Annotated in this window: 23 protein-coding genes and 4 pseudogenes; 13 read left to right on the forward strand and 14 right to left on the reverse strand. The window is 43.0% G+C overall.

Annotated features, from left to right (window positions below; all coding sequences use genetic code 11):
* Positions 1-228 precede the first annotated feature (228 nt).
* The gene (locus tag ACQ4MX_RS11300; RefSeq protein WP_431090630.1) at positions 229-783 is read left to right on the forward strand and encodes a TetR/AcrR family transcriptional regulator; all 555 of its coding nucleotides are present in this window, start codon (positions 229-231) and stop codon (positions 781-783) included.
* 358 nt (positions 784-1,141) lie between these two features.
* Here ACQ4MX_RS11300 and ACQ4MX_RS11305 read toward each other — a convergent pair whose 3' ends face one another.
* From ACQ4MX_RS11305 to ACQ4MX_RS11315, 3 genes and pseudogenes are all read right to left on the reverse strand, one after another.
* Positions 1,142-1,444: an SDR family NAD(P)-dependent oxidoreductase gene (locus ACQ4MX_RS11305; protein WP_431090632.1), complete on the reverse strand. Its 303-nt coding sequence runs from the start codon at positions 1,442-1,444 to the stop codon at positions 1,142-1,144.
* On the reverse strand, positions 1,431-1,823 hold the full coding sequence (locus tag ACQ4MX_RS11310) for an SDR family NAD(P)-dependent oxidoreductase (protein WP_431091307.1): 393 nt from the start codon (positions 1,821-1,823) through the stop codon (positions 1,431-1,433). Before ACQ4MX_RS11310 ends, ACQ4MX_RS11305 begins: the two co-directional genes overlap by 14 nt.
* A gap of 452 nt (positions 1,824-2,275) precedes the next feature.
* Positions 2,276-2,477, reverse strand: a pseudogene (locus ACQ4MX_RS11315) (SDR family oxidoreductase); the annotation flags it as partial.
* Between the two features lie 642 nt (positions 2,478-3,119).
* Here ACQ4MX_RS11315 and ACQ4MX_RS11320 point away from each other — a divergent pair.
* The 6 genes and pseudogenes from ACQ4MX_RS11320 (at position 3,120) to ACQ4MX_RS11345 (ending at position 7,844) form a co-directional block, all read left to right on the forward strand.
* Positions 3,120-3,503 carry a MerR family transcriptional regulator gene (locus tag ACQ4MX_RS11320; protein WP_431090634.1) on the forward strand — a complete coding sequence of 128 codons (384 nt, stop codon included), beginning with the start codon at positions 3,120-3,122 and terminating at the stop codon, positions 3,501-3,503.
* Positions 3,504-3,620: 117 nt separating this feature from the next.
* Positions 3,621-4,316 (forward strand): aldo/keto reductase, encoded by a 696-nt coding sequence (locus tag ACQ4MX_RS11325; RefSeq protein WP_431090636.1) that lies wholly within the window; start codon positions 3,621-3,623, stop codon positions 4,314-4,316.
* A 35-nt stretch (positions 4,317-4,351) separates the two neighbouring features.
* Positions 4,352-4,582 (forward strand): aldo/keto reductase, encoded by a 231-nt coding sequence (locus tag ACQ4MX_RS11330; RefSeq protein ID WP_431090639.1) that lies wholly within the window; start codon positions 4,352-4,354, stop codon positions 4,580-4,582.
* A gap of 127 nt (positions 4,583-4,709) precedes the next feature.
* Positions 4,710-5,675 carry an aldo/keto reductase gene (locus ACQ4MX_RS11335; RefSeq protein ID WP_431090641.1) on the forward strand — a complete coding sequence of 322 codons (966 nt, stop codon included), beginning with the start codon at positions 4,710-4,712 and terminating at the stop codon, positions 5,673-5,675.
* A gap of 123 nt (positions 5,676-5,798) precedes the next feature.
* Positions 5,799-6,050, forward strand: a complete 252-nt coding sequence (locus tag ACQ4MX_RS11340) for an SDR family NAD(P)-dependent oxidoreductase (RefSeq protein WP_431090642.1) — start codon at positions 5,799-5,801, stop codon at positions 6,048-6,050.
* A gap of 584 nt (positions 6,051-6,634) precedes the next feature.
* Positions 6,635-7,844, forward strand: a pseudogene (locus tag ACQ4MX_RS11345) (IS110 family transposase).
* A 274-nt stretch (positions 7,845-8,118) separates the two neighbouring features.
* On the opposite strand, the gene ACQ4MX_RS11350 reads toward ACQ4MX_RS11345, so the two are convergent.
* Complete coding sequence (locus ACQ4MX_RS11350) at positions 8,119-8,784, reverse strand: SDR family NAD(P)-dependent oxidoreductase (protein WP_431091308.1); 666 nt, start codon at positions 8,782-8,784, stop codon at positions 8,119-8,121.
* A gap of 330 nt (positions 8,785-9,114) precedes the next feature.
* On the opposite strand from ACQ4MX_RS11350, the gene ACQ4MX_RS11355 reads away from it, so the two are divergent.
* A complete protein-coding gene (locus ACQ4MX_RS11355) occupies positions 9,115-9,873 on the forward strand; it encodes an SDR family oxidoreductase (protein ID WP_431090643.1) in 759 nt (252 codons plus the stop codon).
* Between the two features lie 140 nt (positions 9,874-10,013).
* Entirely contained in the window at positions 10,014-10,631 is a 618-nt protein-coding gene (locus ACQ4MX_RS11360) for a TetR/AcrR family transcriptional regulator (protein WP_431090644.1), read from the forward strand.
* 486 nt (positions 10,632-11,117) lie between these two features.
* Here the strand turns inward: ACQ4MX_RS11360 and ACQ4MX_RS11365 are convergent, their stop codons facing one another.
* The gene (locus ACQ4MX_RS11365) at positions 11,118-11,777 is read right to left on the reverse strand and encodes a TetR/AcrR family transcriptional regulator (protein ID WP_431090645.1); all 660 of its coding nucleotides are present in this window, start codon (positions 11,775-11,777) and stop codon (positions 11,118-11,120) included.
* 243 nt (positions 11,778-12,020) lie between these two features.
* Here ACQ4MX_RS11365 and ACQ4MX_RS11370 point away from each other — a divergent pair, with 243 nt between their 5' ends.
* Together ACQ4MX_RS11370 and ACQ4MX_RS11375 are read left to right on the forward strand one after the other, a co-directional pair.
* The gene (locus ACQ4MX_RS11370) at positions 12,021-13,016 is read left to right on the forward strand and encodes an aldo/keto reductase (protein WP_431090646.1); all 996 of its coding nucleotides are present in this window, start codon (positions 12,021-12,023) and stop codon (positions 13,014-13,016) included.
* 497 nt (positions 13,017-13,513) lie between these two features.
* Positions 13,514-13,693: pseudogene (locus ACQ4MX_RS11375) on the forward strand (MerR family DNA-binding transcriptional regulator); the annotation flags it as partial.
* Positions 13,694-13,709: 16 nt separating this feature from the next.
* On the opposite strand, the pseudogene ACQ4MX_RS11380 reads toward ACQ4MX_RS11375, so the two are convergent.
* From ACQ4MX_RS11380 to ACQ4MX_RS11415, 8 genes and pseudogenes are all read right to left on the reverse strand, one after another.
* Positions 13,710-14,835, reverse strand: a pseudogene (locus tag ACQ4MX_RS11380) (IS3 family transposase).
* A 61-nt stretch (positions 14,836-14,896) separates the two neighbouring features.
* Positions 14,897-15,922, reverse strand: coding sequence for an ABC-three component system protein (locus ACQ4MX_RS11385; protein WP_431090647.1), 1,026 nt, complete (start codon positions 15,920-15,922; stop codon positions 14,897-14,899).
* 318 nt (positions 15,923-16,240) lie between these two features.
* Positions 16,241-16,702 (reverse strand): hypothetical protein, encoded by a 462-nt coding sequence (locus tag ACQ4MX_RS11390; protein WP_431090648.1) that lies wholly within the window; start codon positions 16,700-16,702, stop codon positions 16,241-16,243.
* A gap of 686 nt (positions 16,703-17,388) precedes the next feature.
* Positions 17,389-18,708 (reverse strand): ABC transporter permease, encoded by a 1,320-nt coding sequence (locus ACQ4MX_RS11395; protein WP_431090649.1) that lies wholly within the window; start codon positions 18,706-18,708, stop codon positions 17,389-17,391.
* Positions 18,701-19,603, reverse strand: a complete 903-nt coding sequence (locus ACQ4MX_RS11400) for an ABC transporter ATP-binding protein (RefSeq protein WP_431090650.1) — start codon at positions 19,601-19,603, stop codon at positions 18,701-18,703. Before ACQ4MX_RS11400 ends, ACQ4MX_RS11395 begins: the two co-directional genes overlap by 8 nt.
* Positions 19,604-19,605: 2 nt before the next feature.
* A complete protein-coding gene (locus ACQ4MX_RS11405; RefSeq protein ID WP_431090651.1) occupies positions 19,606-20,565 on the reverse strand; it encodes an ABC transporter ATP-binding protein in 960 nt (319 codons plus the stop codon).
* A gap of 5 nt (positions 20,566-20,570) precedes the next feature.
* Positions 20,571-20,972, reverse strand: a complete 402-nt coding sequence (locus tag ACQ4MX_RS11410) for a GntR family transcriptional regulator (protein ID WP_431090653.1) — start codon at positions 20,970-20,972, stop codon at positions 20,571-20,573.
* 41 nt (positions 20,973-21,013) lie between these two features.
* Positions 21,014-21,733: a hypothetical protein gene (locus ACQ4MX_RS11415; RefSeq protein WP_431090654.1), complete on the reverse strand. Its 720-nt coding sequence runs from the start codon at positions 21,731-21,733 to the stop codon at positions 21,014-21,016.
* A gap of 235 nt (positions 21,734-21,968) precedes the next feature.
* Here ACQ4MX_RS11415 and ACQ4MX_RS11420 point away from each other — a divergent pair, with 235 nt between their 5' ends.
* Positions 21,969-22,196: a DUF1858 domain-containing protein gene (locus ACQ4MX_RS11420; RefSeq protein WP_431090655.1), complete on the forward strand. Its 228-nt coding sequence runs from the start codon at positions 21,969-21,971 to the stop codon at positions 22,194-22,196.
* A 14-nt stretch (positions 22,197-22,210) separates the two neighbouring features.
* Positions 22,211-23,470 (forward strand): DUF438 domain-containing protein, encoded by a 1,260-nt coding sequence (locus ACQ4MX_RS11425; RefSeq protein ID WP_431090656.1) that lies wholly within the window; start codon positions 22,211-22,213, stop codon positions 23,468-23,470.
* 116 nt (positions 23,471-23,586) lie between these two features.
* Here ACQ4MX_RS11425 and ACQ4MX_RS11430 read toward each other — a convergent pair whose 3' ends face one another.
* Positions 23,587-24,096 (reverse strand): GNAT family N-acetyltransferase, encoded by a 510-nt coding sequence (locus ACQ4MX_RS11430; RefSeq protein WP_134911349.1) that lies wholly within the window; start codon positions 24,094-24,096, stop codon positions 23,587-23,589.
* Positions 24,097-24,138 lie beyond the last annotated feature (42 nt).

The raw sequence follows: 24,138 nt of genomic DNA on the forward strand, positions 1-24,138 counted from the left end.
TCATTTATGAAACATAAAGAATAAATACAATAAGCGAAAGAATGGTTAAGAATCTAATCATCAAATTCGACCATTCTCTTACCTCCTCGATTCAATACCTTTCGCTTAGGCAACACTTGTTGTATAGTTAATATAACAAGTTGGATATTTATAAACAATCAACAATATTACAGATTTATCGCTTAACCAACATAGTGATAAAAATGTCTAAGAAAAGGTGAGAGTTTTATGGAAAAACAAATCGATCCCCGTACTCTTCGCACCCGAAAGCTCATTATGGATGCATTTATAGAGTTATCGACGAAAAAGGATTTTAAAGACTTCACAATTGGGGATATTACATCTGCTGCAACGGTTAATCGCGCAACATTTTATAACCATTTCATTGACAAATATGACTTGCTTGAAAAAGTGTTACGTGAAAGCGTGATGAGAGAAGTCCTTCAAGAAGTTAGAACGCATGAGGACATTACTGAAGAAACGATTAGGGCTACTTTTATCTCGATTATTAAGTTCCATACATCGATTAGTAACCAATGTCCGCGAAGTTATAAAGCATTTTCACCCCAAATAGAAATTATCTTTAAATATGAACTCCAAGCCTTTTTTTCAGAGTGGGCAAAAAAGAAACGGTCTAACCAAAATCGAATAGAAGTAGAGACTTTTGCGGTGATGTTAAGCTGGTCACTTTATGGGGCTGCAATGCATTCGATTCAAGATTACACGACGACAAAAAAAGAAGATTACGTAAAACAAATATTGCATTTCATAAAACTAGAATAACACGGATATATGAAAAAGCATCTACAGCGGCGGTGGCTGTAGATGCTATTATGTTAATGATAATATTCTCTGGTTACAACACAAAACACTTAACAAACTTGATACAAATTACTTATTCATGAGCCGTACTGTCACATCTCATTTCGTACCATCAATATTAGGCATTCCACATGCGTCAAAGTTGCCTAAGCACCAGCCTGGAAATTGTGCATTGCCGTTTCAACATTCAACTCGATTCTCTGCTTTACCACTATCGATGGTACGGTTCTCCGTGCCATATCTAAAACAAAATGAAGGACGCCCCAATCCGGCGTCCTTCATTTTTGCAAGCGAAGCGATTCCAATCGCTGAGGGGCCGTCAGACCGCCATGAAACCGCCATCCACAAACAGTTCGGCGCCCGCGACGAAACTGCTCTCATTCGATGCCAGGAATAGCACTGCCTTGGCTACCTCATCTGCCTGGCCGAGTCTCCCGAATGGCGTCATCTGCTTCAGCGCCTCCTCGGCCCCCTCATTGTCTCGAAGATACGTCTGGATTGCCGGCGTGAGGATCACTCCAGGGGAAACCACATTCACGCGGATGCCCTGGCTTTTAAGGTCGGTCGTCCACGTGCGCGCGAACGAGCGGATCGCGGCCTTCGTGGCACTATAGATCGACAAATTGGGAAGCCTTTTGCTGCCCGACCCAAGATCCTGTAAGGATCACCGTGCCTCCAGCCTTCATTAATGGCAACGCCTTCTGTACGGTAAAGACCATACCCTTTACGTTCGTGTTGAACACACGATCGAAGTGCGATTCCTCGATACCGCCGAGTGGTGCGGACTCGGAAATTCCCGCGTTAGCAAACACGACGTCAACCTTGCCGTGGTCACGTCGGATGTGCTCGTAGAGCCGATCGAGGTCTGCGGAGTTGCTGCCGTCTCCCTGGACGCCGACGGCACCGCGGCCGATCTCCTTCAAGGCCTCGTCCAATCGTTCTTGCCGGCGCCCTGTGATGTACACATACGCGCCTTCTGTCGCGAACAGTTTTGCCGTCATCACTAATAGCTACAGCTGTTCTCATTGCACCAACGACCTGCATTCACGTATTCAGGACAGCTGAACCATGAGGATATAATTCAGACGGTAGCTGGTTTAAGGCGCTTGTTTGTGAGGCTGGCCATATGAGTGCAATCCCTCCTGCTAGAACCATATGCAATGCAACAATGAATCCAACTGATGAAGCTGGCGTTAATGTTGTGAAGAATTATAAAACCAACTCAAACTGGAGTTATTATCCTTTTTGATCCACGCTTATCGAATAAGCGTCCTGAGACCATCTGTGTAATTACGGATAAATTAATCAAATTGGCAACAGCTATTCGCGCCGGCCGCTCCCTCCGATCCAGATGAGATCTGCTAAGCTCCCATCAACAACACCTTCCTTGCAAGTGGATACATGGGCTTATTACGAATTGCTTAAATGACAACTCATCCCTTATGACTCACGGTCAAACTTGAGCAATACCACCATCTACGAACAATTCGATGCCGTTTACATAACTGCTTTCCTCCGAGGCCAGAAACATCACCGCGCTGGCAATCTCCTCCGTCTTGCCCATACGTCCTAGTGGAACGGTATTCTTCCATGGTTCAAGGACTTGTTCTAAGCACTTCGCCAAACATACCGTCATAAGCTGGAATATGGACCCCGGGATGCATTTTATTATGGTTTAACTGTTGTAGTTGCTATTCCCCAAACCGGATTATTCCAACAATTTCAACATTCCGTCAACAGTGATATCATCCTTAGGATCATACAGGTTACTCACGTGGTAATGTAAGCCGAATTTTGGGATATGAAGATGTATTCTATAATGTTAAATAGACCAATAACCTGTATTGTTTACAACTACAGAGAAGGTAACTGTCAGAAGAAAATAAAGGTTAGACTGACGTAATTGGCCAACGGCTACTAGGAGCTCTACTACTGTCTACAGAATCGACATCCAGAATAAACAACATGTCTCTATTTGTGGCTAACTTCGGGTAGCTGTCAGATGATAAAAAAGTCGTGAACCAGTAAAAGATATCATGATTAATATGCAAGATGATTAAGCAACTAGATGGGAGCCCAAGTGAATATTCTTGGCTCCCTTTAAATTTGTGTATATAAGGCAAGTGTCTGAAGAAAATAAAGTTGTAGACTAGGAAAATGAAGTATTAGACCGACGATGTTTCTAAGGGGATGATAGTCTAGGTAATAAACGAATCCACTCGAAATCATATCTTTTCTGTTATAATACTGTTAATCATGTTGAAGTTAACTTCAATTAAAGGGGCGACTAAATAAAGATGTACTCGATCAATGAAGTTATGAAAATGTTTAATTTATCCTCTTCTACTCTACGTTTTTATGAGAAGGAGGGGATTCTTCCACAAATCAATCGAGATAAGAACGGCCGAAGAGTATATGATGATTCTGAACTAGAATGGTTGCAGTTGCTAGTCGCACTTAAGGATACAGGTATGGGACTAGAAGCAATCAAAGAGTATTTAAATATGGCATATGAAGGTGATTCAACCCTAGATCAGAGAAGGGAAATACTGATAAGTCATAAACAAAATGTAGAGAGTAAATTATCTATAACGTTAGACCACCTTGAAAAAATAAACAGAAAAATAATTATTTATGATGTACTTGTTTTGAGAAAGGAACCCAAGGATCTAACGATCTAAATTTCAACTTCAACTTTGTGATTTGACTTAAAGAATACTTTAACGGGTATAGTGTTGTAATACGTAGTAAAGAGACGATTTAATAATCGAATCACCGTTATTACGTAAATGGAGGGAGTGGAAATTCGTGAAAACAAGAATATTAGGTCAATAAGGTTTGCAAGTCTCGGCGTTGGTTTCGGATGCATGGGGATTTCAGTTGCTTATGGTCCATCTAATGAAGAGGAAGGTATCCAAACTATAAAGCACGCTCATGATTTAGGTGTGAATCTCTTTGATACGGCAGAAGTATATGGTAATGGTCACAATGAACAGGTACTTGGTAAAGCAGTGAAGGGGTTTCGTGATCAAGTAGTAATTGCGACTAAGTTTGGTTTTGACTTGACTGTTGAGCCCCTTGGTTCTGGCTTTAATTGTCGTCCTGAAAATATTCGTAAGGTAGCAGAAAATAGTCTGTGTAACTTGCAGATGGATTACATTGATGTTTTTTATCAGCATATTCCTGATCCTAATGTACCCATTGAAGAAGTTGCTGGTGTTGTGGGGGAACTGATTCAACAAGGTAAGGTTAAATATTTTGGATTGAGTAATGCAGATTCAGAAACAATTCGTCGTGCACATGCTGTGACGCCAGTATCAGTCTTGCAGAGTGAGTATTCCATTTTTGAACGTGAGCTTGAAGATAACAACGTTCTTGCAGTATTAAAAGAGTTGACTATTGGATTAGTACCCTATGCCCCTTTAGGCAGAGGGTTCCATACTGATTCAGTAAGCCTGCAGAAGAGTACGCGGCAGATGATTACCGGCGTATAGACAAACGCTGGCAAGGAGAGAATTTTAATTACAACATGAAGGCGGTCCAACAGTTCAATGAACTGGCTTCCAGCAAGGATATTACGGTCGCTCAGTTGGCACTAGCCTGGTTACTAGCTCAGGATGATAATATTGTTCCTATCCCTAGGACAAGCAGTATAAAACGAGTAGAAGAGAACTTAGGTGCTACTAATATTGCGCTAACTGAGCAGGATATCAAACGGATAGCTGAAATACTTCCAAATGGAGCGGCGGGTAGTAAATAACCTGCAGGAGTGTAAGAGCATTACACAAGAGATTAACAGCTAATGGAACAGATTTTCTTCCAAGTAGCTGTAACTATTTCTAATTGTATTTATGTGAATTAAAATAACACGGTAAGGAGATAATACTATGAAAACCAGAACTTTAGGCAACAGCGATCTGACAGTATCCGCCATCGGCCTTGGCTTAATGGGGATGTCGGGCACCTACGGGCAAACGAATGATGAAGAATCTATCCGTACGATCCAACGGGCGCTAGAGTTGGACGTGACGTTTCTTGATTCGGCAAGTCTATACGGCTTCGGTCACAATGAAAAGCTGCTGGGCAAGGCGCTCATGGGCCGCCGCGACCAAGCCGTCGTGGCTACGAAGTTTGGCTTCCAGAAGGATTATTCCATTAATGGTCGCCCCGATTTTGTCCGAAAATCCATTGACGAGAGCCTGCAACATTTAGGCATCGACCATGTCGATCTGTACTACCAGCATCGTGTCGATCCGAACGTGCCGATTGAAGAGACCGTCGGTGCCATGGCCGAGCTCGTGAAGGCGGGCAAAGTCCGCTACCTGGGACTGTCAGAAGCCGGTCCTGACACGATTCGACGTGCGCATGCCGTCCATCCCATCTCCGCGCTGCAGACAGAATATTCCCTCTGGAGCCGTGAGATCGAGAATGATATCTTGCCAGTCGTTCGAGAGCTCGGTTTGACGCTTGTCGCCTACAGCCCGCTAAGCCGCGGTATCATCTCCGGCGAGATTACCTCATTCAATGATTTGGCCGAAGATGACATTCGGCGTCATTTGCCTCGTTACCAAGGCGACAATTTCCAGAAAAACCTTGACGTTCTTGAGGAGATCAAAAAGATTGCCACTGAAAAAGAGTGCACGCCCTCACAGCTAGCACTGGCGTGGACGATCGCTAACGGCGCGCTGCCGATCCCCGGTACGAAAAGGGTCAAGTACCTCGAGGAAAACGCGGATTCAGTAGACATCGTGCTGACAACTGACGATCTCGCCCGCATCGAGGGGGTTAGCCCGAAGAATGCCGCTCACGGTGAGCGCATGCTAGAGGTCCATATGAAGGACGTTAACTTGTAAGACGACTTCGCAGCAAAGATCCCCTTCGCGGGTGTCTTTGCTTTTTGTTTGCCGGAGGCGGGACAGCCGAGACGAGCTTGCCAAGGTCAACGCCCGATTAACCTAAGAAAGAAGGAAAATACTTTGAACAGACTAATTGGAAAAGTTGCAATCATCACGGGAGCGGCAAGCGGCATGGGAGCGGCGGAAACCCGCCTCTTCGTTCAGGAGGATGCCAAAATCGTTGCGACCGATGTGCAAAAGGAATTGCTGGAGAAAGTCGTTAAGGAGATCAACGTACAACATCCGGGATCTGCCGCCTCTTTGACGCATGATGAATCTCGATTTATCACCGGCACCGAGCTCGTCATCGACGGTGGACAGATCGTCCGCTGAGCTACTTAACGTTTGATGGACTGCTTCGCTGTTTACAGAGCATGCAAAGACCGTGCTCCATTTGATCGTGAAGAAGAGCAAGCTAGACGGTAAGCACCGAGTCGGAAGCGTTGAGCCAGCTTTTATTGAAGAGACAGAAAAGCTTTTTAAATCGTATCCCCTTCCGCTGAACCGTTAGTGGACGGGTTTTCCTATGTTTTGAGGAGATTCTCTAAGCTCAAACAGCACTTGAGCATGATTATTTAGCCACATCAATCAGCCCGAAGTTTCGAAGCACAAAATATCGCCAAACTTGTGATATGATTCACTTCGCATGATTTTAAACTATCCTGCCCGTTCGTATTATGAGATCAACCAGTTCTTTCTGGTTGATCCTTTTTTCATTTGCATAGAGGATTAAGGTAGCCTGGTCGAACGTACCTGCCCGTGGGACTTGATCCCGAGCGCTATAGTGTTCGCCCTACTTGTCATGACCATGATTGAGGCTGGTTGGGACGTAAGATCCCGTATAACAAGCGATGCTATGGAGCGACAAGAAGAACCTTAGGGATGCCGGGGAATCTAAACTTACAGGGAGAGATGAAATGAATCCAGTTGTCGGTCTAGATATTTCAAAAGAAGAAAGTCATGGACAAGCCTTTTTAGCGCGCGGAAAGCCCTTCAGAGGGACATTCCACTTCGAGCACACTCGTGATGGCCTAGCAAATTTACATCAAGTTTTGAAGGATGTTGAGACTGCATCCAGACTACGTCCTCTGCTTATTCTAGAAGCAACCGGCCATTACCAAAGTCCCGTTGTTCAGTTCCTAGAAGAACATCACTACATTTACATTGTCATTAATCCGCTCATCTCAAATCGGCTTAGAAAGTCTCAACTTCGTAAAGTAAAGACGGATGCTGCGGACGCTTACCTATTGGGAGAGTTGTACTACAAGGAAGAGTTTGAACCTTTTAAGAAAAGAGGTGTGCAACTTCTCAATCTGCGCTATCTTACAAGACAGTATGAGTCCCTTTCAAAGATGTGTGTACAGACGAAGCTGCAATTCCAAGCCGTTTTAGATCAGGTTTTCCCAGCTTACAAAGGCGTCTTTGGAGCTATGTATTCCCGTATTTCACTACGGTTTTTAAGTAAATTCCCAACCTCATATTCAGTTTTGCAGACGGATGAAATTACACTCAAAGCTAAGATGAAAGAACTACTTTCTTCGAAACGGGGGCGTTCAGAGGGCTGGATTAACCAACGGGTTCAGCGACTGCTAGACGCGGCAAAGCAAAACCCATTTCAGCAAACCATGTATGCAAGCCACTTAATCAATTTGAAAGTTCTTATTACCCTTATTCTTCAGTACCAAGAGCATCTTGCTGAACTGGAACAGAACATAGATGCTCTGGCTGAAGAAAATTGAGGAGTATGAATTCATTCAGTCGATTCCCGGTATTGGGCATAAAATTGCTGCAACAATTTTATCTGAAATTGGAGAAGTCGACCGATTTGATCATCCTAAAAAGCTAGTGGCTTTTGCAGGCATTGACCCGAGTGTCTTTGCTTCCGGTAAATTTACAGCAACTCGAAACCGAATCACGAAACGTGGTTCCAGGCAGTTGCGTTACGCACTGGTAATGGCTGTCCAGTGTGGGCTTATACGCTCCCGAAATATGCGAATCAAAGCGTTCTATGATCGCAAGAGAGCAGAAGGAAAACCACATAAAGTAGCTCTAATCGCATGTGCAAATAAGCTCGTCCATTGGCTCTATGCAATCTTGAAAAACAAAAAGAAATTTCGTCCAATTTAAAAGATTATTATTGGCATAACCTTCCAAGACACAACGGAAATTGGAGGGTTATTTGGCATGCTCATTTTAACTATACCACATGATTTAGAATCACTTTACTGGTAATCTTGACAAGCTATTAGCTGGTATCGCTTAATGAGTTTACGGGTTAAAACCGATTAGGTACATGCCTAATCGGTTTTAGGAATATATTCTTGTCGGCAACCGGACAAGTTCTAGTCCTTGACTCGGGTACGATAAAAAAACCGCTAAATTAGTCCTATCCTTTTATTTATTATTTGATAAATTGCATGATTCCTTTAGGAAAAGTATCCTCTGCCTCTGTTCTTTTATCATACAAATTGTACCAAGCATCTGCCACTTGATCAGGATCAAAACTTGTGCCCTGTTTGATTAAAGGACTAATGGATAAATGGCCCACAAATACTCCAAGAGGCAGCAAACGCTCGTGTAAACTAAGAATATAGTTCCGGAGTCCTGACATGGCGATACCTGAATTTCCAAACATCGGGCTTGGACTCATTGCGGAAAGATCGCTTGTGAAAAGAAGCGCCCCTTCACCCCGTTCTGTCATTTCTGGAATGACTTGTCTGGCTGTATTTATAGCTCCAATGACAACATTGTTGAAAAATTGAAGTGCACTCTCATCAGTCGTTTCCAGAACAGATGTCGTAGCAACATTTCCACTATGCGGGCTAAACTCCATGACATCGATTGTACCGAACGTATTCTTAATTTCTTGAAAAGCTCTGGTAAGTTGCATTTTGTTAGTGATATCGGCAGCAAAACCCTGAGCTTCAATGCCCATCTTACCAAGCTGCTCTGCATATTGGTCCAATTTCTCCTGTGTTCTAGAAACGAGTGCGATACGAAAACCGTTTCTTCCAAAAGTCTTCGCTAGTGAGAAGCCTAGACCAGGTCCTGCACCGATAATAACCATTGTTTTCAATTCATACTCACCTTTTATCATGACATTGATTTTCTTGATACAGTCCATAGTTATATAAAAAGTAACTGCTCTACTTTTATATACGCATCAGTAGACCTTCCATTGAATCGTCATCTTGGATTTGTCCTTCCAACAATCTTGGAAGAAGTTTGCGTTCCCGATTCGAGTCGGAAATCTCCCCAGAGGGCTATTCCTTCCTGTCTCCTATCCACGTAGCGATCTTATCACATATCAAAAAAAATATAAAGCTGAGTTACTTGACTTTGGTTTTTTTCTCACTTATATTTATCCCTGCAAGTATCCTGCACTGGAGGTTTTAACATGAATAGACTTAAAGGTAAACGAGCACTTATCACAGGCGGCACCAGCGGAATTGGCTTGGAAACGGCCAAGCATTTTCTGTCTGAAGGCGCTGAATTGATTGTCACCGGAGTAACTCCTGCAAATGTAGAAAAAACGCAAAAGGAACTAGGAAATCAAGTCCTAGTGCTTCAGGCAGATTCCCGAGATCTCAACGCCCAACGTCAACTGGCTGAACGCATTGAACAACATTTCGGTAAGCTGGATATTGCCTTTTTAAATGCAGGTGTATCCGATTGGCGTCCATTCGAGCAAATGGATGAAAATAGCTTTGACCGCTTATTTGCCATCAACGTAAAAGCTCCATTTTTCTTAATGCAGGCGCTGGTTCCCGTGATGGCGAACCCCTCCTCTGTCATTCTGATGGGGTCAAACAGCTCTCATGCTGGATATGCAACTTCTAATGCTTACGCTGCTACTAAAGGTGCCATTTCCACTTTGACCAAAGCCTGGAATTCTGACTTATTGTCGTCTCACGGAATTCGCTTCAACACTGTAAGTCCTGGACCGATTGATACGCCGCTTTACGATAAGGATAAACTCGGTATTTCTGACGAAATCCGTGAGATGGTTATGAACGGCATTCGTGATTCCATTCCAGCCGGGCGCTTGGGTACAGCCAAAGAGATTGCCAGTGCTGTTGTCTATCTGGCTTCGGATGAGTCACGCTTCACCATTGGCGTTGATTTAGTTCTGGATGGCGCGCAAACCATTCTTTAATGTGTTAGTCCTATTGCTGCTTAAGCCCTCCGCAGGTGCTTAGGCACCTTTTTCTTTTAGAATGCGGTCAATTGTTGTATAGTACAAGAGAGGGTGCTTTCCCTCTGATAGGACTTAAATCCAACTTTTGGAGTGGAAATATGGGAATAAAATCAACTTACCATGAACGTATAAAAGAAGAAAAAAGGGCATGTGCTATCGCCGCTGCAGAAGAACTGTTTTTTGAAAAAGGGTATGCGCGCACCACGTTAGCTCAGATTGCAAAACTTGCTGGTCTCTCTACTGGAACATTGTTCAATCATTTCCCGACCAAGGAATTGATCTTCGAAACCATCGTCAAACATTTTTGGGAACTTGATCCCGAATGGGACATTCCACCGGTACTAGGTTCTCCCTTGCAAGGATTAATAAAGTTCGGACGAGATTACGCATGCGTGCTGACTCGTGATGGAATGGCTCCTTTATTTCGGGTCGTCATTGCAGAGGCCAAGCAGTTCCCCCAGCTCAGTCTTTATCATTATGAATTAGGTGAAGGTGCTGTTCATCAGAAATTGACGCAATATTTATTGGAAGAAGTTCAATTGGGGAACATAAACCTGCCGGATGCGGCAAAAACGGCCAGCGAATTTATGAGTATAATTGCCGGGCAGGTGCTATGGCCCAAAATGTTACTGCTTGATTTCAATATCTCCCGAGAGCGGGCTTTTCAAATAGCGGACGAGGCTGCATATATGATTATAAATAAGTATGCTCGCTAAAACAGACAAATACGAGTGATCTCCTATATTGAGAGTCCCTCGTATTTGTCTGTTTTACGTTAGTCTTAAACGTACTTGTTTTAAGAGAAATGAAGAACAATCGGGGTTTTCCATCTTATAATGGATATTCCCCTCTTACCTCATTATACTTAATTTGAGGTAACTTATTGTTTCTGAGGAGAACTCCTTTAATCTCATTATTTTACTAACGGGGTTAATACCCACTAAGTACTCTCATGATTCCAATTATAATCAAAGTATGAAAAGAGTATCGATATCACTCATCTCATTATTGGTATATTATTACATCAATGATTATTGATCTAATCGACCTATTCATGTAATAGAAGAAAAGGCGAAAAGAGGAATGCCCCGCTCATGTGCCACATTGTGCCGCCGTGCGTTTCATTCGCGCCTTTTTCTATGCTTCTAATGTATCATGGAAAATCCGTCATATGATGCCCAAATTATTCTAAATTGCTAAGTTTAATATAAGTTTTTTGAGATTTTTTGTGCCATATACTCAATTCTAGGAATCATCAAGTTATCGTCTATCATTATAATTTTATCAGGTTTAAACAACTGGAATTTCTTTAGATTGTAATAGTCAAATAGCACTTGATACACGGTCAAATGGTTCTCCATCAAGTACTTTACATCTAAAACACTACTTAGAATCTCATCTTGCATAACGATAAGCCTACCATCAATCTTATTGAAAAAACCCTCTTTTATTCCTTCATCATAAAAAGCTAATTCCTGATATTCTCGTTGCTTCATGGATTCTTTTAGTCGCTCATAGTTCTCAGGATAACTACTTTCAAGATCCCTTAGGAAAATGTCTGTGAAGAACTCTTTTAATAAGATTGTTTGTTCAAATGTTTGCTGAAATCGCTGAACAATTACTTGGTCAGCATCAGAATCTTCAATAATTTCGTGGATATATTCTACAGAAAGACCCACAATAAAGGTTATGATATCTTCTTTGGTAGAGAAATATTTATATAAAGTGGCCCTACTTATATCCATGATTTTTGCGATTTCATCCATTTTTAGACTTTGAAACCCATTTTTTTTAACGTACGTTAACAATCTGCTAGTAAGAGTTATCCTCATATTATGTTGTTTTTCATTCTGCCGTTCCATCTAAGCGCCCCCTAATACCTTATATTATATCTCATAATCATCATTTTAAACAAACTATACTAAATAGACACTTTACATTCTTTTTGTTTACTTTATTCACCTCTCATGATATTATGTTTTTGTTCCTATGAATAACAGAGATGAAAATTCATATTGAGCGAACTAAGATTGGATACCTTTTTAACTAGGCTTTAAACATTTAGGTGATAACAATCTAATTTTCATTATTTAAGGAGGAACAAAATGCAAACTCGAAGTCTTGGTCAACAAGGTTTAAAAGTCTCTTCTATTGGATTAGGTACTATGGGGATGTCAATGGCATACGGTCCTTCAAATGAAGATGAAGCAATAGCAACTATTCGTCGAGCTTATGAGCTTGGAGTTAATTTCTTTGATACAGCAGAATTATACGGATATGGAACTGGTCACAATGAACAGTTGCTGGGTAAAGCTGTAAAGGATTTTCGTGACAAGGTAGTACTAGCTACCAAATTTGGATTTGACATGACAGCCGAACCACTCGGATCACGTTTTAATAGCCGTCCAGAAAATATTCGTAAGGTAGCAGAAAACAGCCTTCGCTATCTGCAAACGGATTACATTGATGTTTTCTATCAGCATATCCCAGATCCCGATGTTCCTATTGAGGAAGTAGCTGGAGTCGTTGGAGAGCTTATTCAAGAAGGCAAAGTTAAATATTTCGGTTTGAGTAACACGGGTTCAAAAACTATTCGTAAAGCTCATGCGGTTACCCCGGTTTCTATGCTTCAGACTGAATACTCCATATTTGAGCGTGAGATTGAGGACAACGATATACGCACGACTTTGAATGAACTGGGTATAGGTTTAGTGCCTTACTCTCCTTTAGGCAGAGGGTTCCTAACAGGTGCTGTTAAACCGGCTCAAGAGTACGCCGAAGACGATATGCGTCGTCACGACGAGCGTTGGCAAGGTGAAAACTATATCTATAATCTACGAGCAACGGAACAACTTAATGAGATGGCTTCTAACAAAGGTATTTCTGTAGCCGAATTGGCACTAGCTTGGCTTCTCGCCCAGGGAGAGGATATCGTCCCTATTCCGGGTACACGAAGTGCTAAGCGGGTTGAGCAAAACGTTGCTGCTGCTAACGTCAATCTTACAGAGGCTGATCTTCAACGAATTAAAGAAATCCTCCCACACGGATCAGCCGGTAGTCGGTATCCTGCCGCAATGATGGAGAGTTTCACAAGAGATTGATAATTTTATATAAAATAAAAAAGCAGTTGACTAAAATTTTTTCATAGTCAACTGCTTTTTTATTAAACCACTTAAAACTCTATATAGCTCTGTTGAATAAACCTATAATTTCTAGTGTATGTCTTCGATGCTTTTCAGTAATCTACGTGGGAAAGCACTGCTGCTAAGATCACGCTTAAAGGACAAAAGTTTCTATGCGGGAATCCCCTTGAATGTATCTGCAATCATTCACTTTATGGACTTCTTCGTTTTTGATTAACCAGTTATCATCTTCCACCCCAGAAGGGGTTCATACATCCGTTACAATCCCGGCAATCTCGTGTCCAGGAACGAATGGAGAATTCAACCTAAACCTTCTAGTTAACTCCAGGTCAAATGTTTATCTTTTTTTTATCTTCGATGCTCTTTGACATGCATTTATAGCATGGTGGAACTCACTCGGGTCAATCCTAGAGTTAACCTGAAGTAGACTCCTAGTAGAAAGGAATTCATTGTACATGACATATTCAATCAGTGAAGTTGCCAAAAAATTAGACCTCACGGTATATACATTGCGTTACTACGACAAGGAAGGACTCATGCCTTTTGTAGAACGTACCACGAGCGGAACACGCTTGTTCAAAGACTCCGACATTGACTTTCTGAAGATCATTCAATGTCTGAAACTCACTGGGATGGATTGTCAGCACTAAACTAGACAATTTTTTTGTGGTGCCTCTGCTTGAACTCAGCCGGACTCAAGTAATCCAGAGAACCGTGAATCCGAATATGGTTAAACCAGTGTACATAGTCATGTAATTCTGTGGTTAGCTCAGCAAGACTTTCAAAATGACGTTTCTTCACAAACTCCGTTTTGAAAATTTTAAAAGTGGCTTCCGCAACGGCATTGTCATAGGGACAGCCTTTCATGCTCAAAGAACGTTTAATCTGAAAAGCCTCCAGAGCATCGTCAATGAGCTTATTCTTGAATTCATTTCCTCGGTCAGTGTGGAAGAGCTGAATGTCATTCAGGTTGCCCTTAATTGAAGCCAAAGCACGGTAAACCAGCTTGGCATCCTTATGGGGGCCTGCACTGTAGCCGATAATCTCGCGGTTAAACAGATCTACAAAGAAGCATACGTAGTTCCAATATGAACCCACTGGGACGTACGTCAGATCGCTTACGACAACAGATAACGCCTGCTCTTGTTCAAATTTTCGGTCCAATACATTCGCTTGCTTGGCTTCATTGCATCTCGTGGGATGGGCTTGTACTGGGCGACTGTATACGAGGAAACCAACCCGAGTTCCTTCATGATTCGTCCAATTCTCCGCCTGGATACCGTAAGGCCTTGCTGGTACAGCTCTTTTTTAATCTTACGCGTACCGTAGTTTTGGCGGCTGCTTTGAAAAATGTCCATAATCAGGGAGGTAAGCTCATCCTCCGATGTCACTTCCACTTTGTTTTCTTCATAATAATACGTGCTTCTAGGGAGTTTTAGGACGTCGCACATTGCTGATACCGAGTATTTATGTTTATTCTGGCGAATGACATTTACTTTCGTCCCATGATCAGCGCGGCTTGCTTTAAAATGTCATTCTCCATGAGCAGTTGCTTGTTCTGTTTTCGAAGTTCGATGAGTTCTAATTCCTCTGGAGTTCGGTTGTCTTTCTCTTTAAAGGATCCAGATGTGGAACTCTGTTTCACCCATTTATCTAACGATGAAGGATTCAAATCATATTCTTGAATGATATCCTTGCGTGGTTTGCCACTCTGATAGAGTTGAACCATCTGTGCTTTAAATTCAGTGCTAAAGGTACGTCTTTCCTTTTTTTTCATGTCCGTTCGCTCCTTCTAGAGTGCATCTGTAGTCTACTATATTAGACCACAATTTTTCTGTCTAGAAGAGTGTAGCCGATCCATCATCTGCTTTTGGAATATAAATATTTGGTGTGACAATCTGACAAAAAGTAAAGAAATCAGTATTACTTAAATTACTTAATGTTGAAACATATTTCTCTACTTTACGAATGTCATCTTGTCTCTCTAAAGTTCCTTCATCTATTGTTTTTTGATGAAGATCAATTGAAACTGAGTCCCAAATACTGTGGAATGTATTTCTTAGTCTTAAAATGACATATTCTTCAGAGGGCTTTTCCCAGTTGTTTTCAAGTACTTGATATATTTCCGTGAACCTTATGCGGTCAGGAACGAACTCAATCTCACTATCGTCATCACTTTGTTCATCAACATGTCTTCGAGTTACATGCCTATCCACTTCACCTAAAAGATAATGGTACACTGCCTCGATTTGTGCAGCAGTACCTTGCTTACCTTGATGATTATAATAATTCTTAATTCTTTGTTTGATTTCGTCTTCGAGTTCTGGTAATGGACAATATCTTTTTGAGCTTGTGTAAGAATAAGTTGAGAACTTTGAGAAAAGTTCTTCATAAGCATTTGCTGCTATGACCTGGTCATGATAATGGCGCGGTGAATATATTTTTATTTTAGGTCCTTTTGAGGGGTTTGTGGGCGGCTTAGGCATCGGTGGAGGATCAAGTTTTAGTAAACCTTTCTTTATATCTTCTTCTGTATCAAGATCTGTTGAAGAATGGAGATAACAAGATTTACACGACTTATGTAATGTTTTTCCGAGTAAGTTCCAAATGGCTTCTTTATATTCACTCAATCCCTTTGCTTTGTACGATTTAACTTGATGGATGGATACATACGTTTCTCCATTCAAAATACAAAAATCTTCATACCATTCCAGCTCTAGGGAGTGACTTTCGTACTCCTCAGGACTAATTCTCATCATGTAGTCCAGTACAACATTTAATGCGACTTTTCCTTGATATTGGTACCCAGACCAACTTGGAATAGCGCTATGGTAGTGGGTATATACAACTGTCTCGGTACTCATTTTAAACACCCTTTATATTTGGAATATGCCATAGTAACTAATCTTTCGACAAGTTCCAAGGATTTCCTTCTTTTTCTTTAATCTGCAAGAAAAAACTTAAGTAATTAACCTGAGGAATTCGCTATTTGAATTTATTATTTTTCTGAAAATACACACTTTCATGTAAGTCTAGACGGCAATATTGGACTACTTTACTCAATAATTCTAATCCGCCTAAGTAGCACAAACCTTCTGCTTCGTGAGGGGAAATTCCAGATGATTAAAAGGATGTAATCTCATTAAAGTTGTGAGGATAGACCCAAACAAATTCGCTTTCAGCTAATTGATTTCGATCATTCCTTGTTGTACTAGATATACCGGAACATCAATGACTAGGGGATTACATCGTATATGCTCTTCGTAATAGAAACCAAACTGGTTGGGTAAAGTTATGTAAAGCAAACCATATAAGGCGGACTTTTGACTGTATGTATCATCCGATTTAATTACAGTTTTCACCAATATCTTTGAGAATTCAATAAGTTCTCTTAGGATCATAAATCTATGGGCATCCACTAGCACTTCAGGAGTTTCTCTCTTGTCACAGAGAGGATTGGAGTAAGAATGATCCCAGGCGTTTTTTATAAATGAAGGTAACTGAAAGTGTCTCTCGACTTGTTTAATAAGTCTTCTCCATTTAATTATTAAGTTAACATCGTATTTTTGCTTCAGTAACTCAACTGCCTGATATGAGTAATCAACTAAGGTTGCAAGTATCGTTCTTTGGTAATAAGTAAGCACACCACCCCCTCCTTTCCTTGATACAACCCATTATTGACAAACAATTCAAGTGTTAAGTATCTTTCACTTATAAAATGGGTATGGTGGGTTGGATGGTTTTAGAAGTTGATGATTAAGAAAAGTTTGATTTTCATGCAGCATTCTATGCTCAACTTGGCGAGCATTCCGACCGACAATACGGATTAAGGTGCCGTCTGTATTATAATAAATTTTCATCATATCACCCTGAAGCGACGTCCGATTTCATTAAATACGATTTGTTCAACTAAATCAAACACTTTAACGATCTGTCCAGATCTAATTTTTCCGTACGAACCGTAAAACCTCCCTGTTTTCCTCAAATTCCATAAAAAAAGATCGAGATAACTCCTCTCGACCTCTTTCTACTCCCTAATCAATTATAAGATTCCTTGCACAACCCTACTTTCATTTCACTACATACCCTTTATCCTCCAGCAACTTCACGATACTATCATCACCTAGGGAGTGCGCTGCACCAACCCCGATGATACTCTTCTGTTCCATTAGATTAACAAAATATTTTATAAGTGTGGAATGCCATCGAAAACATGCATATCAATTGTATAAAAATACATTTCTCGCTAATTGTGAAAAAGTTTTCTCATAAATTATGAAAATATTATCACTAATTATGACAACGCACAAAAAATCACAAAATAATAATCTCAAATCTTGTAAGCCTTCATAGCTTTTCTTAGCTCTTTAAATGAAGGACGTTTGCCATACATTAAGACGCCCGTACGGTAGATCTTGGCGGCCAACCAACCGAAGAACAGGATGGAAGCAACCAAAATGGCAAGTGAAAGCCAAATTTCCATCAGGCTCGCCCGTTCCAGCCCGATTCGTAACAACATGACAGTCGGAGAAAAGAACGGAATGTAACCCGCAACCTTAACAAAAATCGTATCAGGTGCAGCGATATTGAAGATACCGATATAAAAGGCTGCTAGTGACAGTACGGTAATCGGCATGATCGCCTGTCCCAACTCCTCGGTACGGCTAACGATGGAGCCCACTGCGGCGAACAATACTGCGTAGAGAAAGTAGCCGAGGATGTAGAATACCAGACCATAACCCAACACCGCGATATTCAGTTGCGACAGATCCAGCCCGGCTGAGCTAAGAATGACATTATTATGCGGCAGCATGAGGTTGGCGCACACAACGGCTGCAAAAACAGCAATTTGCAGCAGGCCAACCAGGAAGATGCCTATAATTTTCCCAAACATCTGGGTCAAAGGCGAAACGCTAGTGATGAGAATCTCCATGATACGCGAGCTTTTTTCCGATGTCACCTCTGCAGCAATCATATTCCCCGTCATCATGGAGGAGGTGAAGAATAAAATCATCAGTACATAGACCAAACCATAGTTAATCATAGAGGTCTCTTTTTCCTCTGTCCCCACAGCTCCCCCTGACTCAGACGGACTGTCTACTTCCCTGCTATCCACCAATACAGGTGTGCTAATTTCGCGAATTTGATCGCTGGTCAATGCATTGCCGCCCATAATGGCTTTGACCTTAGCTTCCTGAAGTCCCGTCTGCAACAATGTGATTACAGCAGGAGATGGCTCTTTTTCTACAGAGACGTACTCCATTTTAGGAAACGTGTCTCCCTTAGTGGCAGGCTCCGTAAACTGTACGTAACCTTGCAGCTCCCCGTTTTTCAAGGCTTGTTGCATTGCCGGCGTTTGTACGTTGTCATAACGCACCCAGATGGCTGCCGGGTTGGATTGCTCCTTGGTGAATTGCTCCAGCTGATTTGCCACTTCTGTCTGGCTCCCGGCAATTAGTCCCAAGCGATGATGCTCGGCTGCCGTTGTGCCCGAACCTCCTACCCCATCTCCTTTAAACAAAGAAATCAGATATGGCAGATTCATGCCAATGGTAATGAGCAATGCCAGCACCAGCGTTGTAATGACAAAAGATTTGGTTCTCGCCTTCTGGCGAAACGTAAAACCGATAACCGTACCCAGTCTATTCATGAGAATCACCCACCTCTCGTATGAAAATTTCATTCAGCGTAGGCTCTTTAATTTCAAAATGCTCTACATCCGTTTGCTCCAACGCCGTTTGTAAAATCAACTTGGCCGCATCCGGCTGTTCAATATGCAGCATCCAGCCCCGGTCCATTCGCTCTACACGGCGTACGCCGGGCAGTTGTTCCAGTCCGTTCACTTCGCCAGTCGTGATGAGACGAACCTTTTCACGCGGGTAGCGACCTTTAATCTCCTGCACATTTCCCTGCACAACTGTATTCGAACGATGCAAAATCGTAATATGGCGACACAGTTCCTCCACATGCTCCATACGGTGGGTCGAGAATAAAATTGCAGCCCCGTCGTCCCGCAACTCCTTCACCGTATCCTTAAGCAATTCAACGTTCACAGGATCAAGCCCGCTGAAGGCCTCATCCAAAATGAGCAACGTCGGGCGATGCACAACGGCAGCAATAAAGCCCATTTTCTGCTGGTTCCCCTTGGATAGCTCCTCAATCCGCTTGTCGTAATATTCCGGCACTCCAAAGCGCTCCAGCCAGTAGCGTAGACTTTTATCCGCCTCCTTGGCCGACATTCCGCGCAGCCTGCCCAAATAGTTAATTTGCTCGCTCACCTTTACCTTGGGATACAACCCTCGTTCCTCAGGCAAATAACCCATCGTCCGTTGAAGCTCCTTGCTATATGGCTTGCCCTCATATTGAATGCTTCCGCCATCAGGGTAAATCAGACCGAGTACCATGCGCATCGTTGTCGTTTTGCCTGCTCCATTGCCTCCCAACAGTCCGTAAATCTCTCCGCCGTTCACATTCAGCGAAATTCCGTTCACCGCCGTGTGGTTCCCATATTGCTTCACGACCTCTTTCAATTGCAGCATGCTCATGATTACTCCGCTCCCTTTTTCTGCGTGTATGTCTCCGCATCATCTGATAGTTGTCCTGCAGACCAATATACTAAAATATCATCCAGCTCCAGACGCCGCACACGGATGGGACGAATCCCTGCTTGTTCCAATATAGCACTGGTCTCCCCGGCTGCCAGCGTTATAATTCGCTGTAAATTCCCATCACTCTCCGTCTCTACAACTCCCGGAAGCTCCGATGCCTCCTCTGGTGTACCTTCAAACCACATTTCCTTGCCATTTTCGAGCAAATGGTCTTTTTCCAGCTTGCCGAGCAGCCTGCCATCATGCATCAGGACAATATAATCCGCCAAACGCTTGATCTCGTCCATGATATGGGTAGCAATAATGATCGTCGTTTTGCCGTTCTTCATACAATCCCGCAGTTCCTCCAGCATGATTTTCCAGGCAAAAGGGTCTAAACCCGACGAAGGCTCATCCAGCAGCAACACACGTGGGTGCGGCGCCAAGGCAGCAGCCAGTTCAAATTTTCGGCGCTGTCCCTTGGACATACGCGATAATTTCGTATGTGCTGGAACCTGAAAGCGGTCCATTAGACGCTGAAAACGTGTTTCATCCCAGCCGGGATACCACAAGGCTCGAAAAGCCGCTGCTGCTTCTGCCGTTAATCGATCCTCCTCGCGAACCGGCTGCTCCGGTATATACCCAACCCATTGTCGTGTATCTGCCGGCATGCCGTCCGGATACGCTTGACCGAACCAACGAATTTCACCGGAATCCGGATGAACAAGCTGAGTCAGCAAATGAATCAATGTGCTTTTCCCTGATCCGTTATGTCCAGCCAGAGCGACCACATATCCTGGTTCAACAGTTAGATTAATCGGCCCAATATTCCGGTTACCCCGGGTTTTATAGACTTGGCTCATCTCAATAATGGGTGCCTTCCTCTGTATTTGCGTAGGAACTTCCACATGATTGTTCACAGCTGTCACTCCTTCACTTGGACTTCATACTCTCTCTTCACCATTTCTGCGAAAAGCTCCAACAATTCCTGTTCTGTCATCTGCACAGCAATGCCTGTGTCAATCGCCGTTTCCAACGCCTCGGTCACTGCTTTAAGGCGGTAACCTGAGCGCTTATCGTCCTCGACCAGAGCTACGAAGGTCCCCGTCCCCTGCCGGGTACGAAGCAAGCCCTCGTTCTCCAAATCCTGATAGACCCGCCGGACGGTGATAACGCTGCAGCGGAGCGTCCCTGCAAACTCTCGAATGGAGGGAAGCAGCGTTCCCGCTGCAATCTGTCCGGTTACGATGAGTGAACGAAGTTGCTTTTCAATCTGCGCATACAGCGGTTCCGCGCTATTCTCATCAATTTGCACTGGTATATTCACCTGCTTCTCCCCCTTTTTTATCTATCTTTGTACACATACCGCTAAGTTAAGTCCCGTTTCATAAGCCTACGCTGTGTCACCCTATAGGACACCCACATACCCAGGGCTCCTGCCAACAGCGCTCCCCACATCACCGGAGACAACAGCTGCCATTCCTTGCTATAAAATGCCGTTATCGATACCAGATTGGTCCCACATACTCGAACTATAATTGTAACCATCCCGCAAATTAGCATGATGACAATGGATAGCCAAAAGTAGGCTTTTCCTTTTTTAAGAAATTCCAAATGAATATAAATGGCTTGAATCAGCATTCCGTAGCCTATCCAGGTAAGTGCAAACGATACAAAGAAACCTGTACTGGCATATACCCGAAACGTAGCTGACAACGTAAACAAGAGAGTAAAAAATATCACACTATTCACAACAAACGCCAAAAGCGCCTGTTGAATTCGACTCATAATCACTGCATTCATCGGTATAGGCAAGGTGCGGAAAAAGGCTAGCATATGCGTATAGGAATCTTCCTGAAGAAATTTAAATGCACGGCGGTTATAAATGAATCCGAGAAACGGAATCAACACCAGCATGATAAAATCGGCTACTGGACTCAAGTTTCCACGTTCACCCCATTGCACACTTACAGCAAAACTCATGGTAAACCCCAGGTACGTAATAAACAGTAACGTCCACAGCAGGACATATGGATTGTTGCGAAAATCCTGCCGGGTAATCTTCCATGCCTGCTTGATGATTGTCATTTTCTTATCCTGATCCCTTCTGCACTGCCTATAATGACGACCTCGTTCTCTCTTCATACGAAGTTATTATTACAGTAACCAGTGTTATTACTGTATATATCTTTATATACAGTATATAAACCATGAATTACAACTGTCAACACCTGAATGTAAATTGTGCGTACAATCACAAAAGCTCGTCAGGACCTATGCTACTCTGTAAATGATAAACGTTCTCAATCTAGGGGATGAACAAATGGATAAGATACTGCACTGGGATGAGTCAATATTTAACCTTGTTAACCGTTATCCCGAAGTGAAGGACATTATGGTAGAACTGGGTTTTCACGATATCGCCAAGCCTGGTATGTTACAAACCGCAGGTCGTTTTATGACACTGTCCAAAGGTATTGCATTGAAAAAAGTAGCTATGGAAACCGTGCAGCGGACATTTTTGCAACATGGTTTTACTATTCAAAAATAAAGGAGCTAACCATCATGAGCGAGCTAATTAACAACCGCGAACATACAGCACAGGAATTCACAGAACGCCAGCAAATATTAAAGGAAATTATAAAAGAATTACATGCCGGGAAAAGCGTGGAGGAAGTCAAAGCCCGTTTCGCAGAGGCTGTTGGCGGAGTAAGCGTGGCGGAAATTTCGGCTATGGAGCATGCGTTGATGACCGAGGAGGGAATTCCCGTATCGGAAGTGCAGCGTCTTTGTTCCGTGCATACATCGATATTCAAGGGTTCCATTGAGGATATTCATCGTCCTTCAGGACCGGAGGAACAACCGGGACATCCCGTTCATACCTTCAAGCTGGAAAATCGGGAGATCGAACGACTAGTCAACTTTCAATTGTCATTGCACGCGGACCAATTTCAAAGGGATGACAGTCCCAAAATCATCTACAAGCTACTGGAAGATTTAAGTCTGCTGCTCGATCTCGATAAGCACTATAGCCGCAAAGAAAATCTGGTCTTTCCTTATCTAGAACGCTATGGGATTTTTGGTCCAACCAAGGTCATGTGGGGTGTGGACGACAGTATTCGTGCCGCGATCAAGGAGGCGAAGAGTCTGCTCGCCGAATATAACGGAGATCGTGAACAGATTGGGAAGGCGCTTGCCCATATCATGACCGAAGTGAACGAAATGATATTCAAGGAAGAGAATATTCTGCTGCCGATGGCGCTGGGTAAGCTGACAGAGGATGAGTGGTTGAAAATAGCCCGTGAAAGCGAGGAAATCGGGTTCTGCCTGACCGCGCCCGAACGTGAATGGATACCCGAACGGGCAGAGGAACCTGCAGAAGCCCTTGAGCAAACGGAAGGCACATCCGGAACACCGCAAGGCTTCGTGCGATTCGAGACGGGGATTGTATCCGTACAACAATTGGAACTGCTGTTGAATCATTTACCCGTTGACCTGACTTTTATAGATGAAAATGATGTTGTTCGCTATTTTTCCCATGGTAAAGAGCGAATCTTTGCCCGCACGAAAGCCGTCATTGGTCGTACCGTGCAGAATTGCCATCCGCCACAAAGCGTGCATGTCGTCGAGAAGCTGCTGGAGGATTTTAAGGCTGGCCGCAAGGATGCTGAAGATTTTTGGATTCCGATCAAGGACAAATTTGTCTATATCCGCTATTTTGCCATCCGTGATGCAGAAGACCGCTATCTGGGAACGCTAGAATTCACGCAAAACATCGCACCTATTCGTGCCTTGGAAGGGCAGAAACGGATTTTATCCGAGTAATCATTATCCGCTACAAAAAGATTACTCACCGTATTCCTGTCGCCTCCAGCTAACATCAAAGGAGTCTTTCTCCACTTTACATGTAGAGAAAGACTCCTTTCCATTTGTACAGTCCGCTATTTATGTTCCCACCCGTAAGCCACCATGTTCAGGTTCTTGTCACCCATTTTTATAAGATGCTGCTCTACTATAAGCTTGGCTCCCAGTTGCTCATAAAAATAGCGAGCCGGATTATCTGCTAACACCCACACGATGGCAGAGTGTATGTCCATACTGCTTAAATGTTGAAGAAGACGCATGAATAATTGCTTTCCCCATCCTAGACTGTGGTATTCTTTTAACACATAAATAGCAGTTACCTCTCCCTCATACGGGGGATATTCACCTGACTTTTCCGGCCCTCCACTCACAAATCCGCTGATTTCCCCCTTCTCATTTTCAACCACATATACCTGATGATCGTCTTCACTGGATATATTTGATTTCCACAGCTCTGTTCTTTGCTCATAGGAAAGTCGTTCCAGAACCTCGGCGGGTATGATATTTTTGTAGGTGGTTCTCCAGCAATCTACATGTACCTTGGCGATGCCTGCCGTATCTGATATCGTCGCTTCTCTGATCATCATGTTGGTTCCACTTCCATTTCCAATATTATGCTCTCTATTATA

The organism is Paenibacillus sp. 8b26, from assembly GCF_050626875.1.
Lineage (GTDB): Bacteria > Bacillota > Bacilli > Paenibacillales > Paenibacillaceae > Paenibacillus.

Coding starts and splice junctions, on each gene's coding strand:
- ACQ4MX_RS11415 (WP_431090654.1), bottom strand. CDS start 21,733: ATGACAATCATCAAGCAGGCATGGAAGATTACCCGGCAGGATTTTCGC.
- ACQ4MX_RS11335 (WP_431090641.1), top strand. CDS start 4,710: ATGAAAACCAGAACTTTAGGCAACAGCGATCTGACAGTATCCGCCATC.
- ACQ4MX_RS11360 (WP_431090644.1), top strand. CDS start 10,014: ATGGGAATAAAATCAACTTACCATGAACGTATAAAAGAAGAAAAAAGG.
- ACQ4MX_RS11385 (WP_431090647.1), bottom strand. CDS start 15,922: ATGAGTACCGAGACAGTTGTATATACCCACTACCATAGCGCTATTCCA.
- ACQ4MX_RS11350 (WP_431091308.1), bottom strand. CDS start 8,784: ATGGTTATTATCGGTGCAGGACCTGGTCTAGGCTTCTCACTAGCGAAG.
- ACQ4MX_RS11395 (WP_431090649.1), bottom strand. CDS start 18,708: ATGAATAGACTGGGTACGGTTATCGGTTTTACGTTTCGCCAGAAGGCG.
- ACQ4MX_RS11420 (WP_431090655.1), top strand. CDS start 21,969: ATGGATAAGATACTGCACTGGGATGAGTCAATATTTAACCTTGTTAAC.
- ACQ4MX_RS11300 (WP_431090630.1), top strand. CDS start 229: ATGGAAAAACAAATCGATCCCCGTACTCTTCGCACCCGAAAGCTCATT.
- ACQ4MX_RS11355 (WP_431090643.1), top strand. CDS start 9,115: ATGAATAGACTTAAAGGTAAACGAGCACTTATCACAGGCGGCACCAGC.
- ACQ4MX_RS11400 (WP_431090650.1), bottom strand. CDS start 19,603: ATGAGCATGCTGCAATTGAAAGAGGTCGTGAAGCAATATGGGAACCAC.
- ACQ4MX_RS11370 (WP_431090646.1), top strand. CDS start 12,021: ATGCAAACTCGAAGTCTTGGTCAACAAGGTTTAAAAGTCTCTTCTATT.
- ACQ4MX_RS11310 (WP_431091307.1), bottom strand. CDS start 1,823: ATGACGGCAAAACTGTTCGCGACAGAAGGCGCGTATGTGTACATCACA.
- ACQ4MX_RS11365 (WP_431090645.1), bottom strand. CDS start 11,777: ATGGAACGGCAGAATGAAAAACAACATAATATGAGGATAACTCTTACT.
- ACQ4MX_RS11430 (WP_134911349.1), bottom strand. CDS start 24,096: ATGATGATCAGAGAAGCGACGATATCAGATACGGCAGGCATCGCCAAG.
- ACQ4MX_RS11320 (WP_431090634.1), top strand. CDS start 3,120: ATGTACTCGATCAATGAAGTTATGAAAATGTTTAATTTATCCTCTTCT.
- ACQ4MX_RS11425 (WP_431090656.1), top strand. CDS start 22,211: ATGAGCGAGCTAATTAACAACCGCGAACATACAGCACAGGAATTCACA.
- ACQ4MX_RS11330 (WP_431090639.1), top strand. CDS start 4,352: ATGAAGGCGGTCCAACAGTTCAATGAACTGGCTTCCAGCAAGGATATT.